The organism is Pseudoalteromonas sp. J010 (assembly GCF_003934235.1).
In the GTDB taxonomy this organism is placed as follows: Bacteria; Pseudomonadota; Gammaproteobacteria; order Enterobacterales; family Alteromonadaceae; genus Pseudoalteromonas; species Pseudoalteromonas peptidolytica.
Map to the genome: position 1 here is coordinate 17,924 of NZ_RDBW01000014.1, position 16,691 is coordinate 34,614.

Here is a 16,691-nt window from a genome sequence, read left to right on the forward strand (position 1 = left end):
TGTGTTCTAAAATGATGTTGCGATTAGAACGTGTGGTTATACTGAAGACCAAATACCATCGCATGACCTTTTGAGCGGAAGCCCCACTGGCTTTGTGCTTTGTCAGTCTCGATAAAGTTTTGTGTCTTACCTCTTAGCAAGCTAATACCGAAGTCAAGAGTTGCTTGATTTGGTAACGTGTATTCAGCACCAAAAGAGTACCAAGTACGGTCTGTATCTGGGATTGAAATCGACAGTAAGTTTTCATCCGCTGGCGACTCATCATAAGCCATACCCGCACGTAACTTAACATAGTCATTTAGCTGGTAATCTGCACCAAATGCAAAACGTAGCGAGTTCGAGAAGTTTTCTTCTTTTGTGAATGCTGATTTAGAAGTACCGATGATAGCTTGTAGCTCATCAAAGCTGCTCCATCCTGTCCACAATACGCTGTAGTGTACAGAGGTCGCCGCATTTAACTTATGTGAACCAGAAATTTCAGCGATTGCAGGTAGTGTGATATCGACATAGCCTGGAACAGACGCATTACTCGTTCCACCTAAGGTTACTGGTAACGCGCTGCGGAAGTGACCATCAAAAGTGATGTCTGTTTCGCTACGGTAATGGAAACCAAGACGGTTGTTTTCATCGATTTGATAAGCTACACCTACGTTCCAACCAAAGCCTGTATCGTCACCTTCAAGATGTACCGCTTCAAGGCTTGCCGGTTGACCTATGTTATTCGCACCTAAGTTACGGATAATTTTTGCATCGGCATAGACATGATTCACACCTAATGCAACACTCCACTGCTCGTCTACCTGATATGAAGCTGAAATACCGGCATTCACAGTCACAATTTCAGTTTCACCGGCGATTTGACCGGCAACATAATCTTCATCAAACTCTGTCGCTAAGCCAAACTGCGAGTATACACCTGCACCGATGGACCACTTGTCGTTATACTTGTGAGTGGCATAAACCGCTGGAATAACTGCGCTTGGTGCGATGCTATTGTCATTTAGTGCTACAGCTGGAACACCATTGTTTGTACCCGTCCCTGTTAGGCTTACATCAGGCTGTACGTACATAGCCGCCACAGAAAGCTGAGTACCAGATAACTGCCCCATTAGCGCTGGGTTACGGGCAACAACTGAGGCATCATCAGCCACAGAAGCCTCACCGGCATAAGCACGGCCAAGTCCAGATACATTTTGCTCAGCTAGCTGAAAAGCAGCTGCTAATGCCTGCGAAGACGATAAAATCGCACCCGAGGCTATAAGACCTAATAATACTTTGTTCATTCTCTGATCCCCTGTGTAATTATCACTGACATGCCAATGACTAAAAAACTACGCTTTATGAACATCTAGCTGAGTTACACCAGCTCATTGAGTGAGCTCAGACACTTAGCTATTGTCACTTTACAAATAGGTTGAATATTAAATTCCAGACACCCTACCTAAAAGCTGACTAGAAATCTCCTTTTTTGCGACTTTTTGGAGATTAAGTGAACATTTAACGTACAAATTACGCACTTTACATACTCATCGGATGAGCAAAACCACAAAAATGATAATAGTTATTAATATCATTGACGACTTTGCGACTCTTATATAAACTCTTGGGTCTAAGTGTGAATCCCTTTTTGAATGGCTACCCTAGCAAGGAGAACATCATGTCAATAGCATTACTACTTTTCGCTTTAGCATTTTGTGGTATTAGTGTTTATTGTCTTTGTAAAGCAAACTATTGTGCTTGTCGCCATGCTGGAGAGTGCGATAATCCTGTGAGCCAATTCTGGCTAGGCTCGATTGTTGCGGCGTTACTTTCTTTGCTACTCAGTTGCTCAGCATTACATTCGGAAAAGGGAACTTTGTTGTGGATCCTGATGATGGCAAGTTGTATGACAGGGGCGTTACTTTCAGCAAGGTGGCAGAACCTTAAACGACGTTGTAAAAATGCCTTTTCTCCCGCTGCACACTCAAAACCCTAAAAAACCTGAACTTTGGTTAAATAAGCAGTTGATCTCTTAACAAACGAGAAAGATTGATTTGGTAATCTAATGGCCGCACACTGGCAATCACTTTAATATCAGACCCACTTAGATCGACATCTTTGGCGGTCACATGATGCAAGTGCTTGGTATTATAAAATACCCGAACCAAGGGTGCGGTTGGCGCATGTTTATTCCCTTCAAGCACCAGCCCCAGACGTTCGTTTGTTAGCTTTACAATAGTACCTACGGGATGCACCCCCATACACTTTATAAAGCGTTGTACAAGGATTGGATCAAATTGTGCTTTACTTGATAACAAAAAGCGCAGTGCGTTAATCGGTTCATCAGCTTCTTTGTGATACTGATCCGAGGTAATAGCATCGTATACATCAACAATCGCCATCATCCTCGCCGCAGTACTCAGTGCATCCCCCTTAATTCCGCGAGGATACCCAGTACCGTCTAACCGCTCGTGATGATTTATAATCATATCTAGCATGATAGGGGTTATCCCAGCTTCCCCTTTACTGAGCCCTAACGACTGTGCGACGTGTTTTTTCACCGCCTTGTACTCAAGCTCTGTAAAGTGACCTGGTTTATTAATTAACCCTTGTGGCAACTTCGCATGACCAATATCATGCAGCATCGCTCCTGTGGCTAACTGCTCAATAATATGGGGCTGTAAGCCTAGGTGTTTTCCAAATACCGTGATCAAAATGGCACAGTTAGTCATATGACGCCAGTTATAGCCATCTTTGTCTTTGATCCGAGTTAAGATCGCCATAGCATTCGTGTTACGTAGCACCGAGGCGACAATATCTTTGCTCACTTCGTTAATCAGCGTCATGTCGACTTTCAAGCCTGAGGTAACATCACCATACAAGCTTTGGATCTTACGATTGTTGTTTTCAAACTTCTGCATCGCAACGGCAAATTCTTGCTGTAATGTTTGCTCTTTAGTTTGTACTTTTCGCTTACTTTTGGGCTTGCTACGCGCTGTCGATAAATTGCCCTCAATTCCCTGCTTGGGCTTCGTCTCGGGTTCATCTTCAGTTGTTTGAGGGGCTGGCTCTTGTGGTTTTTGATACTTTTGCGGTATGGGAATATCGCTTTGTGTAAAGTCTATCGTTAGCTCAAGTACCCCTTTGTCTATGAGCTTTTGAATGATCGATTCATCTCTAACCATTCCCCGCGATTTAATCTTAATACCCGCGTCAGATCTATGCTTGTGAACACTATCTACAAACATACCGGGTTTAAGATCTTCAATAGGGAGAATAATCTGCATGGATCATTTACACTGCGAGTTAGCCAATCAATATTAATACCATTGAATTAGATAAAACACCATCAATTCAGAATAAATTCACACTAATGTATGGATAAATTGCAAGCATTAAGAAAATCAATGTGAGCAGGTTTTGTACAAAGAGACAATAACATAATCAGACGAGTGAAAGGCCCTGCAAGCAGGGCTAGAGGCAGTGACTACTCTTGGAAATAAGTTCCCCACCCGTCATATTCAACACCAGTATCCATTGCAACCTTTTCAAGCTTTTCCACATCTTCCATAATTACATCAGTGTCAAGCTCAGCTTCTACAACAACATCAAAGCCCCAAATTTTACCACCGTCTTCTAGCTCAAGCTCAGCGGGCTCTTCAACATCATAACCAAGCTTAAACGCAGCTAATGCTGCAGCTTCTAGTTTGTCGAAGTCTTCACATACAAAATGATGTTCAACCTCGTATAAAGTCTCAGGGTTTGAGCCATCTTCTAGCAATGAAGAAACGATGTCTTCACTTATTTCACGCCAGTTTTCCATTATTTCAATCTCGCTTTTGCATCTAGTTCAGCTATTCTTTGTGCCATTTTAGCATGGATCCGTACCGCATGATCCCTTGCAGGAATTTCTGGGTCTAAATACTCAGGCTCAAGCATATCTATATATACTTTCCCGTTGTTCCAACGGTTTAACTTTATTTGTTCGTGTGTAGAGCTCATACATACTGGGATAATTGGCACATTGGCGCTTATTGCAGTATGAAAAGCGCCAGTCTTAAATGGTAACAACCCTCGCCCATAACTTCTCGTCCCTTCAGGAAACATCCAAACAGAAAGCTTAGATTCAGTGATCTTTTTAGCTGACTTTGAAAGAGTCCCAAGCGCCTTTGAGCGATTACTTCTATCAATTAAAATATTGCCTGATAACCAATACATTTGGCCAAAGAAAGGTATCCACTTTAAGCTTTTTTTGCCCATACTCACCGTGTTTTGAGGCACAATGGCAGGTAAGGTAAACAAATCATAGTTATTTTGATGATTTGCGATGTACATTGCAGGCACTACATCTTTGGCTTTTTTATGCCTTGTTATAACCAGTTCAACCCCAATAAATCGAGACATGTAGCCATACCACCTTGCAATTGTATGGACATTGTTGGCATGAAATGGGCGTACAATACACAATAGCAATCCTACAATACCGCTAGTAATGATAAATATTGCTAATAGAAGAATTCGTATAATGGCAATCAATTTAACCACTCCAGAACTAAAATCTGGCGCATTATAGTAAAATTAGCGAACACTTGTAAGCTCAAAGAAGTGATAGTTTAAAGAATGCGAGAAGCTTGAGAGAATATGCCAGTTAAAGCATTGATTTAAAATTAAAAATAAAATGCCGCTAGGACAGCGGCATTTCACACACGATTTATCATAAGTTGCAAATAATTAGCTCATGGCACTTTGCAACTTTTTCATTGCTGATTTCTCTAACTGGCGCACACGCTCTGCTGAGACATTATATTTCTCAGCAAGCTCTTGTAGAGTTGCCTTTTCATCAGCAAGCCAACGCGCACTAACAATGTCTTGAGAACGCTCATCAAGCGTTTTCAGCGCCGCAAATAAGCGGTTATGTGATTGCTCTTGCCATTGCTCTTGCTCAACCTCTTCAGCAAGATCACTGCTGGTATCAGTTAGGTATTGCACTGGTGAAAAGCTGCTTGTCTGCCCTTCATCTTCATCAGCGGACAAGTCAAAGCCCATATCTTGGCCAGCCATGCGTGATTCCATTTCACGCACTTCCTTCTCACTTACACCAAGCTCATTAGCAACTGTCGTCACTTCATCTTGGTTAAACCAACCTAAACGCTTTTTATTTTTGCGTAGGTTAAAGAATAATTTACGCTGCGCTTTGGTAGTCGCAACTTTTACAATACGCCAGTTTTTTAGTACATATTCATGAATTTCAGCTTTAATCCAATGCACTGCAAAAGAAACTAGTCGCACACCCACACTTGGGTCAAATCGTTTTACCGCTTTCATTAATCCGATGTTACCTTCTTGGATTAAGTCTGCTTGAGGTAAGCCGTAGCCTGAATAACTTTTCGCAATATGTGCAACAAATCTCAAATGAGACATGATCAGTTGCTTAGCCGCGTTAAGATCCCCTTCCTCCTGAAGGCGTGTCGCAAGTTCTTTCTCTTCCTCAGCGCCAAGCATAGGTATTGTGCTAACCGATTGAAGGTAACCTTCAACGCTCGCGCTTTGTTGCCCAGTTAGTGCTAGTGCGTATAAATCTTTAGTCATTTTTCACCTCAGTGATAAACCGTTCGTGTATGTTTAGCACTCTAACATCTAGAGTGCTAAATGCAATCTACTTTATCTATAGTATAAAATCAACCTTTTTATACCTTCATCAAAAATAGAGAGTAACCATATGAATTAAAAGAAAAATAAAAACAATGATTAATAAATATCAACGATATTATTTTTTTATGACAACGCTAAACTCATCATTTTTTTACGTTTAGCGCGTTAACTAACCTGAGCTTCAGGTTGTAAATGCCTCTCTAGCAGCTGTTTATACCTATTATCTAAATTAAGCTTGCTATTTTGAGGCGAGAAAACTTTGTCGATAACACCGCTTCCGCCTCCTGCTATTGCCAAAGTACCTACATTCACCTGGGCAAGGCAAAAATTTGGCTACATTAGTATTAGACCTTATCCGGCTCTATTTCTTTAATATAACGCTGTACAGAGAGAAAAGAGCCAACAAACCCTAGTGTGACTGCCGTGCCAAGTAATACTAAAAGTTCGTTACCTACCAGACCTTGCAATACGAAGCTACTTTGATATACGCCCACCACCGCTGAAACAGCAGACTCTAACCACCACAGCATAAGAGCGACACATATAAAAGCAACTAGCCCACCGACTATGCCATACCATACACCAGTCCAAAGAAACGGCGCCTGAATAAACGCATTGGTTGCGCCAACGAGCTTCAATACTTGTATTTCTTCTTTTTTATCCATAATGGATAATCGTATCGTATTACCAATAATTAAGATAACTGCACTAAGTAACAGGAAACCTACAGTAATAACACTTTCTTTTAGCAGTCCTAGTAACGCATTAAGTCGCTCAAGCCATTCAATATCGAGCTTACCAAAGTCAACTTCACGTTCTTTTTCCAACTTGGACAAAAGCTCAGCTGCGGCTTGCGRCTTTCGATATCGACTTACTGGCGTCACTAAAACAACATCGGGTAACGGATTTTCATCTAAATAATTAAGTGCTTGGCCAAAACCTGACATCGTTTTAAATTCTTCGAGTGCTTGATTTTTACTTACCAGCACGACTTTTTCTATCTCAGGGTAGAGTGCTAACCGTTTTACCAAGGTTTGCGTTTGTGCCTCGGACATCTCTTCTTTCACAAACAGCGAAATTTCTGATGCTTCTTTAAAACCACTACTTACTTGCTGAACATTTTTAACAACAACATAAAGGGTTGCTGGTAAAGTTAGGCTTAACCCAAGCACCAAAATAGTCATCAAAGAAGCCATCGGGGTACGCCACATTTCACCTAAGCTTTGCACCCCTTGACGAATGATCATTAAGCAAAAAAAGTAAAAATGGTGAAATATTGACTTTTTATCTTGTTCAATCTGATTTCCACGACCTTTAAACAACAAGCTCATAATAAATTCTCCGCTAGAGGATCTTGCAACATGCGTCCTTGATTCAGTGTAAAGCTGCGATACTTCATTCGGGCGATCAGGCCAAGGTCATGGGTCGCAATTAATACTGAGGTGCCATGATGGTTAAATTCCTCGAACAGGTTCAAGATTTCCATAGACAACTCAGGATCTAAGTTTCCAGTGGGTTCATCTGCGAGTAGTAACGGCGGCGAATTTACGATAGCTCTTGCAATCCCTACCCTTTGTTGCTCTCCTCCTGATAGAACACTTGGATGACATCTTAACTTGTCTAGCAAACCCACTTTGTCTAATGCAGCATGAACTCGTTTGGTGATCTGTTTATGATGTGTACCTTCGATAACTAATGGCAAAGCGACATTATCAAAAACACTATAACGTTCTAGTAGGCGATGGTTTTGAAAAATAATCCCGATGTCTCTGCGTACAAAAGGAACTTGCCTGTTAGTTACTGTGTTCAGATCTACACCGTTTATATAAACGTGTCCTGCCGATGGTCTTTCCATTACGCTAACCAGCTTCAACAACGTACTTTTACCTGCTCCACTGTGACCGGTTAAAAATGCAAGCTCTCCATTAGCTAGTTCAAAGCTCACCTTTTCAAGTGCTTTATGTCCACCGGGATAAGTTTTGCTAACTTGCTCAAATTTAATCATGCTGGTCTCTTATACTTATTATTGCCGCTGGCGCTCTGTCCTTGGCTATGGTAGCAATTAGGTAATCGACAAAGCGGGCAAATTTGCCCGCTTTATTATTGAACGCTTTACTTATTCTTGACTGAATAATGCCTCAATGAAGTCATCACTCTTAAAAGTACGCAAATCATCAATTCCCTCACCTACACCAATGTAGCGAATTGGTACTTTAAATTGATCTGCTACAGAGAAAATCACCCCACCTTTTGCAGTACCATCCAATTTAGTCAATGTGATCCCTGTCAGTCCAACTGCTTGATTAAATAGCTTAACCTGACTAATAGCATTCTGGCCTGTTCCAGCATCAATAGTAAGCATGACCTCGTGAGGTGCATCGGGATCTAATTTCTTCATTACCCGCGCTATTTTTTCAAGCTCCTGCATCAAATTATCTTTATTCTGGAGTCGACCTGCTGTATCAGCTATTAACACGTCAACATTTCGTGCTTTCGCAGCTTGGAATGCGTCAAATACTACCGAAGCTGAATCTGCACCTGTATGCTGCGCAATCACTGGAATGCTGTTTCTTTCGCCCCAGACTTGTAATTGTTCAACCGCAGCGGCACGGAACGTATCACCCGCAGCCAACATGACCGACTTACCTTCACTTTGGAATTGCTTTGCAAGCTTACCAATGGTTGTTGTTTTACCAACACCGTTAACACCTACCATTAAAATAACATAAGGTTTTTTATCGGATGGGATCTCTAGCGGCTGCTCAGCCGTTTTTAGAATTTCCGACATTTCCTTTTTCATTAAGTCATACAGCGCTTCACCATCTTTGAGCTGCTTTCTATCTGCGGCGTCTGTTAGGTTATCGATTAGCTTCATGGTGGTTTCTACACCAATATCAGCCGTTAACAATTGGGTTTCAAGGTCTTCAAATAACTCATCATCAATCTTTTTACCTTTGAAGATTGAAGCGAAACCTGAGCCAATATTCGCTTTGGTTTTTAATAATCCCTTTTTAAGACGAGAGAAGAACCCTTCTTTTTTTGGCTTTTCTTGTGCTTGACGCTCTGCCTCTGCACGCTCAGTTGCTTCTTTAGCTAGTTGGGCTTGGCGCTCTGCCTCTGCACGCTCAGCTGCTTCTTTAGCCAGTTGTGCCTGACGCTCTGCTTCTGCACGCTCGGCTGCTTCTTTAGCCAGTTGGGCTTGGCGCTCAGCCTCTTCACGTTCGGCTGCTTCTTTAGCCAGTTGGGCTTGGCGCTCTGCTTCTGCACGTTCGGCTGCTTCTTTAGCCAGTTGTGCTTGGCGCTCTGCCTCTTCACGTTCGGCTGCTTCTTTAGCCAGTTGGGCTTGGCGYTCTGCCTCTGCACGTTCGGCAGCTTCTTTAGCTAGTTGTGCCTGACGCTCTGCTTCTGCGCGTTCGGCTGCTTCTTTAGCCAGTTGTGCCTGGCGCTCTGCCTCTTCACGTTCGGCTGCTTCTTTAGCTAGTTGTGCCTGGCGCTCTGCCTCTTCACGTTCGGCTGCTTCTTTAGCTAGTTGTGCTTGGCGCTCCGCCTCTGCTCGCTCGGCTGCTTCTTTAGCCAGTTGTGCCTGACGCTCTGCTTCTTCACGCTCAGCTTGCTCTTTCGCCAGTTGTGCTTGGCGCTCTGCCTCTTCACGCTCAGCTTGTTCTTTGGCTAGTTGTGCCTGGCGCTCTGCCTCTGCACGTTCCGCTTGCTCTTTAGCCAGTTGTGCTTGGCGCTCTACCTCTTCACGTTCCGCTTGCTCTTTCGCCAGTTGGGCTTGGCGCTCTGCCTCTGCTCGCTCGGCTGCTTCTTTAGCCAGTTGTGCCTGACGCTCTGCTTCTGCTCGCTCGGCTGCTTCTTTCGCTAGCTGTGCTTGGCGCTCTGCCTCTTCACGTTCCGCTTGCTCTTTCGCCAGTTGGGCTTGACGCTCTGCCTCTTCACGCTCGGCTGCTTCTTTAGCCTGTTGGGCTTGGCGCTCTGCCTCTGCTCGCTCGGCTGCTTCTTTAGCCAGTTGTGCCTGACGCTCTGCCTCTGCACGCTCCGCTTGCTCTTTGGCTAGTTGTGCTTGGCGCTCTGCTTCTTTAGCCTGTTGGGCTTGGCGTTCAGCCTCTTCACGTTCTGCTTGCTCTTTGGCTAGTTGTGCCTCACGTTCTGCTTCTTGTTGCGCTTTATCGGATTTTCCAAAGCCTAACCAAGATAAAAACTTATTTTTTTTTCCCATATTCACTTACGACCGTGTTAGATAAATTGCATAAACCCAAAGCAAAGTGTCGATGATCTTGATACCATACTTGAAAATACCAACCTGCTTAGACTTATTGCTGCAAGTTGGGTTGAATTCACACTTAATTTTGAGCCTGAAAGGCAAGCCGAGGTTGGCAACCTTAGTGCTTAGACAAAATTGTGAGCAAGTGTACCATGTTCCGTGAGGATGAAAAATCCTGATACCGTGAACCTTTAATAAAGAAGCAAATTACGTCGCTATGAGAAAATCTAAGCCCAAATCTAATCCTAAGCAATCAGGTTTCATTCGCTTAATTAGCGGAAAACACAAAGGTCGTAAATTACCTGTTCATGATGTAGAGGGACTGCGTCCAACCACCGACAGAATGAAAGAAACGGTATTTAATTGGCTTATGCAAGATGTTAGAGATGCCAAAGTGCTGGATTGTTTTGCAGGTGCAGGAAGCTTAGGCTTTGAAGCAATATCTCGGTTTGCAGCCCATGGAACATTTATTGAACTTGATAGAAAGGCAGCAACTCAACTTACAGCTAATTCGACCTTACTCAAGCTCGGTAATGTTGAAGTCATAAATCAAGATGCACTGACGGTGTTAGCGAACAATCCGCAGCAACAGCAATATGATTTGGTGTTTATCGACCCCCCTTTTCGTAAAAACTTGGTCTCACCATGCTGTGCATTGCTTGAATCAAGTCATTGGCTTAGTGAAGAAGCTTTAATTTATGTTGAGTTTGAGCAAGATGCGCAGCCAGATATTCCTTCTAACTGGAAAATAAAAAAGGAAAAGCAGGCAGGACAAGTGATTTGCCGCCTTTACCAACGATAAATTATCCGAAAAAACCTAGACCAGAGCGTCACATGACAGAGACTCTGTGTTTAGCTATAATTTAAGCTTTACATGCGGTCTTGCTTCAGATTACAATACCGCACCATTTTTGAACCAATTGGCTAGTTTTTAGCCAGATAGAGCTAAGCTCATTAATTAGGTAGGTGAATTTTTAATGCCAGTAATTAAAGTAAGAGAAAACGAGCCGTTTGACGTTGCACTACGTCGTTTCAAACGTTCATGTGAAAAAGCAGGTATCCTTTCTGAAGTTCGTCGTCGCGAGCACTATGAGAAGCCAACTGCTGAGCGTAAGCGTAAAAAAGCTGCAGCTGTTAAGCGTCACATGAAAAAGCTTTCTCGCGAAAACGCACGTCGCGTTAAATTATACTAATTAGTATTGGTCTTGTATCAATGAGCTTATTAGTTACGCTAAAAGACGCGCAAAAAGAAGCGATGAAAGCCAAAGACAAACTTCGTCTTGGCGCGATTCGTGCGGTACTTGCTGAAATTAAACAGCGAGAAATCGATAACCAAACGACACTAGATGATGCAGGAATAACTGCTGTTTTAGTTAAATTGGTAAAGCAGCGTCGCGATTCTTATACCCAGTACAAAGATGCAGGGCGTGAAGACTTAGCTGAAATCGAAGCTACTGAAATTAGCGTACTTGAGACTTTCCTTCCTAAACCACTTAGTGAAGATGAAATCATTGAGCTAATTGATGCCGTGATTGCACAAACTGGTGCAGCTGGTATGCAAGACATGGGCAAAGTCATGGGCGCTATCAAGGCAAAAGCTGAAGGTCGTGCTGACATGGGCAAAATGTCTGGTTTAATCAAACAGAGACTTACTGCCTAAGCCCACATACAAATGTATGATTGAAAGTGAACCGAGCCTTGTGCTCGGTTTCTTCGTTTTAGGCGTCACGCATATCAATGCAGCGCTGATAATACCAATTTGCTTAATTAAGTGGTCTATTTTGAGGCAAGAAAATCTTGTCGATAACTCCGCTACCGCGTCCTGCTATCGCTTTGGTACCTACATCCATATAGGCAAGGCAAAAATTTTGCTATTTAGTTGTTCTAAATGAGAAATTTTTAACGCGGTTAGCGTCAGATTTATTCCTTCAAATTGAGCAAGTATTAAGTCAAATTGGTATTACTCTTTCAAGTTGAGCAAGTATTAAGTTTAATTGGTATAACATACCGCAATTGAATTAAGTTGATTTTTTATCGCCGCAACTTGATATAATAACCCAATCACTTGGTTAACTTCGGAACGTAGATGAAAGGTAAAATCCCTAGGCAGTTTATTGATGACTTACTAGCAAGGGCAGATATTGTCGAGCTAATAGACGGTCGTGTGGGATTGAAAAAAGCCGGAAAAGACTATCAAGCCTGCTGCCCTTTTCATAATGAAAAAACACCATCGTTCACGGTATCGCGAGATAAACAGTTTTATCACTGCTTCGGCTGTGGAGCTAACGGCAACGCAATTTCTTTTTTGATGGAGTATGACAAACTTGAGTTTGTAGACGCCATTGAAGAGCTTGCTTCGCTCTTAAATTTGGAAGTTCCAAGAGAAAATGCCCCACAAGGGCCGCAACGTTCAATGGCCGAAAAAAAGTCAGATTATGACTTAATGCTACAGGCTGCCAAATTTTATCAACACCAGCTCAAACACCATAAAAATGCCTCGCAGGTTATTGATTATGTGAAAGGCCGTGGTTTAAGTGGCGAAGTTGTACAAAAATTTATGATAGGTTACGCCCCACCTGAGTGGGAATCCTTGTGTAATCAAATTGCACGAAAACCAGAACATAAACAACAGCTGCTTGACCTTAAGCTGGCCTCTGAAAAATCCGCAGGCCGTCAGTTCGACTTTTTCCGTGATCGACTAATGTTTCCAATCCGCGACAAACGAGGCCGAGTTGTCGCGTTTGGCGGCAGAATAATGGGAGCGGAGCAAGGACCTAAGTATCTAAACTCCCCTGAGACCCGTATTTTTCATAAAAGCTTTGAGCTGTACGGCTTTTATGAAGCCAAGCAAGCACATAAACAATTAGACAAAGTATTGATTGTTGAGGGCTATATGGACGTCGTTGCATTAGCTGAAAAGGGCATTGACTATGCCGTTGCAGCGCTTGGCACAGCAACGACAGCCGAGCATATGCAAACCCTCTTTCGAAATACAGATAAAGTTATCTGTTGTTACGATGGTGACAGAGCTGGACGTGATGCGGCATGGCGAGCACTTGAGCATGCTTTACCTAACCTCAAAGATGGTAAATCACTCCAGTTTGTGTTTTTACCAGATGGTGAAGATCCTGATTCATTAGTTCAACAAGAGGGTAAAGAAGCATTTGAAGCACGATTAGATAAGGCAACTGATTATACACAAGTCTTATTTACCAAACTACGCGAGCAATGTGATTTAACAAATGATGCAGGCAAATCCAAATTACTCACAGATGCGATCCCACTGATAAATAAAATTCCCAGCGAGTACTACCAAGAAACACTATTGAATACCTTGGCGCGATTAATTGGCCGAACTCGAGAGCAACTCAGTGCAAAATTAGCGAATAACAAACATCAAAATAAGATTGAGCGACAATTTAAAGTAACGCCAATGCGAAGAGCCATAGGCCTTTTACTACAACACCCAAATCTGGCACAAAGTGTAGAATATATGCCTGAACTGGCGGAAATGTCGATCCCAGGTATTCAACTATTACTCGGCCTACAATCTTTGTGTCACCAAAATCCAGCGATCAATACGGCTCAACTGCTTGAACATTACAGAGAGCAGTCAGAATTTGATGCTTTGAAAAAGCTTGCAGTTTGGCAGCATGGGGTTGCTGAAGATAGGTTAGCTGATGAATTTAAAAATACTTTTCAGTTTATTGAAGACCAGTGTTTAAATTATCGCCTTGAGACCCTATTTATCAAAGAGAAAACCGAAGGTTTGAGTAATGATGAACGACTCGAGTGTGCGCTATTAATGCAAGCGCTTAAACGGTAGAAGTTCTAGTCAATAGTAATTTTCGGTGCTATAATGTTCTATTCACTGCGTCATCAAAATTTAGCTGTTAATTAGCTGGCGCCTGTTGTATCAACTTTTCAGAGTGGAAGCAAATTTCTCTATGGATCAATCTCCTCAGTCACAACTCAAACTTCTGATTCAGAAAGGTAAAGAGCAAGGTTATTTAACTTTTGCAGAAGTTAACGATCATCTTCCACAAGACATCATAGACTCAGATCAAGTAGAAGATATCATCAGCATGATCAACGATATGGGTATTCAGGTCTCTGAAAATGCGCCTGATGCTGACGAGTTGATGATGCAAGAAACCACAACAGATGAGGATGCTGCTGAAGCAGCAGCTGCGGCACTAGCGACAGTAGAAAAAGAAATCGGCCGCACGACTGACCCTGTTCGTATGTATATGCGTGAAATGGGTACTGTTGAGCTTCTAACACGTGAAGGCGAGATCCAAATCGCTAAGCGTATTGAAGAAGGGATCAATCAGGTACAGATTTCTGTTGCAGAATACCCTGAAGCTATTACTTACCTTTTAGAGCAATGGGATAAATACGAAGCTGAAGAAATGCGCTTAAGCGACATTGTTTCTGGCTTTTTTGATCCTAATGCTATCGAAGAAGATGAAGCACCTATTTCAGCAACACACATCGGTTCAGAGCTAAGCGATGAAGACTTAGACGACGAAGACGATGATGTTGATGACGACGATGAAGACTCAGATGATGCAGATACAGGGCCAGATCCTGAAGAAGCACGTGAACATTTTGAGCATCTTCGTGCACTTTACAATAATGCTCGTGAAATATTTGAAGGTAAAGGCCGTTCACATCCTGATGCACAAGCTGCAATTCAGGAGATTGGTGATCATTTCCGGACTTTCAAACTAGTTCCTAAGCAATTTGACCGCATGGTAAATAACATGCGTGACATGATGGATAAAGTACGTGTTCAAGAACGTATCATCATGAAACAAGCGGTTCAAATAGCAAAAGTACCAAAGAAAACATTCGTTAAGCATTTTGCTAACAATGAAACTGACACCGCTTGGATTGATGCGGAAATCGCATCCGGAGAAAAGCACTCAGCAAAATTAGCTGAAGTGAAGCCAGAAATTGAGCGTTGTGTAAATAAGTTAAAGGTGTTTGAAGAAAGCACTGGATTAAGCATAGAGCGTATTAAAGATATCAACCGCCGCATGAGTATTGGTGAGGCCAAAGCCCGTCGTGCCAAGAAAGAAATGGTTGAAGCAAACTTGCGTCTTGTAATTTCAATCGCGAAAAAGTATACCAACCGTGGTTTACAATTCTTGGATTTGATCCAAGAGGGTAACATTGGTCTAATGAAAGCGGTTGATAAGTTCGAATACCGTCGTGGTTATAAGTTTTCAACTTATGCAACTTGGTGGATCCGTCAGGCCATTACGCGCTCTATCGCGGATCAGGCTAGAACAATCCGTATCCCAGTGCATATGATTGAAACCATCAATAAGCTGAATCGTATTTCACGTCRAATGCTCCAGGAAATGGGTCGTGAGCCTAGTCCTGAAGAATTGGCAGAACGTATGGTAATGCCTGAAGATAAGATCCGTAAAGTACTGAAGATCGCAAAAGAGCCTATCTCAATGGAAACACCAATTGGTGATGATGAAGATTCGCATCTTGGTGACTTTATCGAAGATACCACCATTGAATCACCGATTGATTCGGCGACAATGGAAAGTCTTCGTGGTGCAACCAACGAGGTACTTGCGGGACTAACAGCACGTGAAGCAAAAGTACTGCGTATGCGTTTCGGTATTGATATGAACACCGACCACACATTAGAAGAAGTAGGTAAACAGTTTGACGTAACCCGTGAGCGTATTCGTCAGATTGAAGCAAAAGCACTTCGTAAGCTTCGCCACCCTTCTCGTTCTGATCTATTAAAGAGCTTCCTAGACGTTAAAGGCTAAGAAGTAGCAAATAAGATTAAGGCCGCTATTAAGCGGCCTTTTTTATACTAATTGGATTAAATAGGTATACAAACATGGCTTGGATCCAAATTCGAATTTATGCCGATAAGGCCGACGCTGATGCCCTAAGCGATATGCTAATGGATATTGGCTGCCCTTCTGTGACATTTATGGATAGTAAAAATAACCCGGTTTATGAGCCAAAACCAGGTGAGGTAATTTTATGGCCAGAAACAACCGTCATTGGGCTATTTGAAGCCAACCATGATATGCAGGCAGTCGTCGATTACCTGCAATCACAACACGATAAGCCACTAAATTATAAACTTGAGCAGCTAGAAGACAAAGACTGGGAACGTGAATGGATGGATAACTTCCACCCTATTAAGTTTGGTGAAAGATTATGGATTTGCCCTAGTTGGCGCGACATACCTGATCCTAGCGCTGTAAATGTACTACTAGATCCTGGTCTTGCATTTGGTACAGGGACACATGCCACCACCGCACTTTGCCTCAAGTGGCTCGAACAGCAAGATCTCAGCGGTAAAACCGTCGTCGATTTTGGCTGCGGCTCAGGCATTTTAGGCATTGCAGCGATAAAACTTGGCGCAGAGCGCGTGATTGGTATTGATATAGACCCTCAAGCTCTGGTTGCGAGTCGTGAAAATGCAAAGCGCAATGGTGTAGAAGAGCAACTGGAAGTCTACTTACCAGAAAACCAGCCTGATTTTAGTGCTGATATTGTAGTCGCTAATATTCTTGCACAACCTTTAAGAGAGCTCCATGAGATTATTCTTGGCTTCTTAGGCAATGAAGGCGCGATTGCCATGTCTGGTATTTTAGAGGAGCAAGCTCAGTCTGTGGCGGATGTATACGCCCCCTTTATCCACTTAGATGACATTGCTCAAGAAGGAGAATGGACTCGAGTTAGCGGGGTTAAAAAGTAACAAGGTAAGAACAGGCTTACGTTAGCTAAGTCAACACCGCTTACCTGCACA

The 16,691-nt window shown here is 42.7% G+C and carries 15 protein-coding genes; 7 read left to right on the plus strand and 8 right to left on the minus strand.

What is annotated here, in order from left to right; translation table 11 throughout:
- Nucleotides 1–23 precede the first annotated feature (23 nt).
- Entirely contained in the window at nucleotides 24–1,283 is a 1,260-nt protein-coding gene (locus tag EAG18_RS09215; protein ID WP_125252094.1) for an outer membrane protein transport protein, read from the minus strand.
- A 374-nt stretch (nucleotides 1,284–1,657) separates the two neighbouring features.
- Between EAG18_RS09215 and EAG18_RS09220 the strand changes: the two genes are divergently transcribed.
- A complete protein-coding gene (locus tag EAG18_RS09220; RefSeq protein ID WP_125252095.1) occupies nucleotides 1,658–1,975 on the plus strand; it encodes a hypothetical protein in 318 nt (105 codons plus the stop codon).
- Between the two features lie 16 nt (nucleotides 1,976–1,991).
- Here EAG18_RS09220 and EAG18_RS09225 read toward each other — a convergent pair whose 3' ends face one another.
- From EAG18_RS09225 to ftsY, 7 genes are all read right to left on the minus strand, one after another.
- Nucleotides 1,992–3,266, minus strand: coding sequence for an HD domain-containing phosphohydrolase (locus EAG18_RS09225; protein ID WP_125252096.1), 1,275 nt, complete (start codon nucleotides 3,264–3,266; stop codon nucleotides 1,992–1,994).
- Nucleotides 3,267–3,466: 200 nt separating this feature from the next.
- Nucleotides 3,467–3,802, minus strand: a complete 336-nt coding sequence (rraB, locus tag EAG18_RS09230; protein WP_125252097.1) for a ribonuclease E inhibitor RraB — start codon at nucleotides 3,800–3,802, stop codon at nucleotides 3,467–3,469.
- The gene (locus tag EAG18_RS09235; protein ID WP_176032580.1) at nucleotides 3,802–4,515 is read right to left on the minus strand and encodes a 1-acylglycerol-3-phosphate O-acyltransferase; all 714 of its coding nucleotides are present in this window, start codon (nucleotides 4,513–4,515) and stop codon (nucleotides 3,802–3,804) included. The genes rraB and EAG18_RS09235 overlap by 1 nt, the downstream gene beginning before the upstream one ends.
- A gap of 195 nt (nucleotides 4,516–4,710) precedes the next feature.
- Nucleotides 4,711–5,568 carry an RNA polymerase sigma factor RpoH gene (gene rpoH / locus EAG18_RS09240; RefSeq protein ID WP_125252099.1) on the minus strand — a complete coding sequence of 286 codons (858 nt, stop codon included), beginning with the start codon at nucleotides 5,566–5,568 and terminating at the stop codon, nucleotides 4,711–4,713.
- 407 nt (nucleotides 5,569–5,975) lie between these two features.
- Nucleotides 5,976–6,962: a permease-like cell division protein FtsX gene (ftsX, locus tag EAG18_RS09245; protein ID WP_125252100.1), complete on the minus strand. Its 987-nt coding sequence runs from the start codon at nucleotides 6,960–6,962 to the stop codon at nucleotides 5,976–5,978.
- On the minus strand, nucleotides 6,959–7,636 hold the full coding sequence (gene ftsE / locus EAG18_RS09250; RefSeq protein WP_125252101.1) for a cell division ATP-binding protein FtsE: 678 nt from the start codon (nucleotides 7,634–7,636) through the stop codon (nucleotides 6,959–6,961). The genes ftsX and ftsE overlap by 4 nt, the downstream gene beginning before the upstream one ends.
- Nucleotides 7,637–7,747: 111 nt before the next feature.
- Nucleotides 7,748–9,850 (minus strand): signal recognition particle-docking protein FtsY, encoded by a 2,103-nt coding sequence (ftsY, locus tag EAG18_RS09255; protein WP_125252102.1) that lies wholly within the window; start codon nucleotides 9,848–9,850, stop codon nucleotides 7,748–7,750.
- 262 nt (nucleotides 9,851–10,112) lie between these two features.
- On the opposite strand from ftsY, the gene rsmD reads away from it, so the two are divergent.
- The 6 genes from rsmD to prmA all read left to right on the plus strand — a co-directional run bounded on the left by rsmD (nucleotide 10,113) and on the right by prmA (nucleotide 16,640).
- Complete coding sequence (gene rsmD / locus EAG18_RS09260) at nucleotides 10,113–10,697, plus strand: 16S rRNA (guanine(966)-N(2))-methyltransferase RsmD (protein WP_125252103.1); 585 nt, start codon at nucleotides 10,113–10,115, stop codon at nucleotides 10,695–10,697.
- A gap of 175 nt (nucleotides 10,698–10,872) precedes the next feature.
- Complete coding sequence (gene rpsU, locus EAG18_RS09265; protein WP_010362466.1) at nucleotides 10,873–11,088, plus strand: 30S ribosomal protein S21; 216 nt, start codon at nucleotides 10,873–10,875, stop codon at nucleotides 11,086–11,088.
- Between the two features lie 20 nt (nucleotides 11,089–11,108).
- Nucleotides 11,109–11,555, plus strand: coding sequence for a GatB/YqeY domain-containing protein (locus tag EAG18_RS09270; protein ID WP_125252104.1), 447 nt, complete (start codon nucleotides 11,109–11,111; stop codon nucleotides 11,553–11,555).
- A 426-nt stretch (nucleotides 11,556–11,981) separates the two neighbouring features.
- Nucleotides 11,982–13,721 carry a DNA primase gene (gene dnaG / locus EAG18_RS09275; protein ID WP_125252105.1) on the plus strand — a complete coding sequence of 580 codons (1,740 nt, stop codon included), beginning with the start codon at nucleotides 11,982–11,984 and terminating at the stop codon, nucleotides 13,719–13,721.
- A gap of 121 nt (nucleotides 13,722–13,842) precedes the next feature.
- The gene (rpoD, locus tag EAG18_RS09280) at nucleotides 13,843–15,693 is read left to right on the plus strand and encodes an RNA polymerase sigma factor RpoD (protein ID WP_125252106.1); all 1,851 of its coding nucleotides are present in this window, start codon (nucleotides 13,843–13,845) and stop codon (nucleotides 15,691–15,693) included.
- Between the two features lie 74 nt (nucleotides 15,694–15,767).
- On the plus strand, nucleotides 15,768–16,640 hold the full coding sequence (prmA, locus tag EAG18_RS09285; protein ID WP_125252107.1) for a 50S ribosomal protein L11 methyltransferase: 873 nt from the start codon (nucleotides 15,768–15,770) through the stop codon (nucleotides 16,638–16,640).
- Nucleotides 16,641–16,691 lie beyond the last annotated feature (51 nt).

Coding starts and splice junctions, on each gene's coding strand:
- rpoH (WP_125252099.1), bottom strand. CDS start 5,568: ATGACTAAAGATTTATACGCACTAGCACTAACTGGGCAACAAAGCGCG.
- rsmD (WP_125252103.1), top strand. CDS start 10,113: ATGAGAAAATCTAAGCCCAAATCTAATCCTAAGCAATCAGGTTTCATT.
- rpsU (WP_010362466.1), top strand. CDS start 10,873: ATGCCAGTAATTAAAGTAAGAGAAAACGAGCCGTTTGACGTTGCACTA.
- EAG18_RS09215 (WP_125252094.1), bottom strand. CDS start 1,283: ATGAACAAAGTATTATTAGGTCTTATAGCCTCGGGTGCGATTTTATCG.
- rraB (WP_125252097.1), bottom strand. CDS start 3,802: ATGGAAAACTGGCGTGAAATAAGTGAAGACATCGTTTCTTCATTGCTA.
- prmA (WP_125252107.1), top strand. CDS start 15,768: ATGGCTTGGATCCAAATTCGAATTTATGCCGATAAGGCCGACGCTGAT.
- EAG18_RS09225 (WP_125252096.1), bottom strand. CDS start 3,266: ATGCAGATTATTCTCCCTATTGAAGATCTTAAACCCGGTATGTTTGTA.
- EAG18_RS09270 (WP_125252104.1), top strand. CDS start 11,109: ATGAGCTTATTAGTTACGCTAAAAGACGCGCAAAAAGAAGCGATGAAA.
- EAG18_RS09220 (WP_125252095.1), top strand. CDS start 1,658: ATGTCAATAGCATTACTACTTTTCGCTTTAGCATTTTGTGGTATTAGT.
- ftsE (WP_125252101.1), bottom strand. CDS start 7,636: ATGATTAAATTTGAGCAAGTTAGCAAAACTTATCCCGGTGGACATAAA.
- dnaG (WP_125252105.1), top strand. CDS start 11,982: ATGAAAGGTAAAATCCCTAGGCAGTTTATTGATGACTTACTAGCAAGG.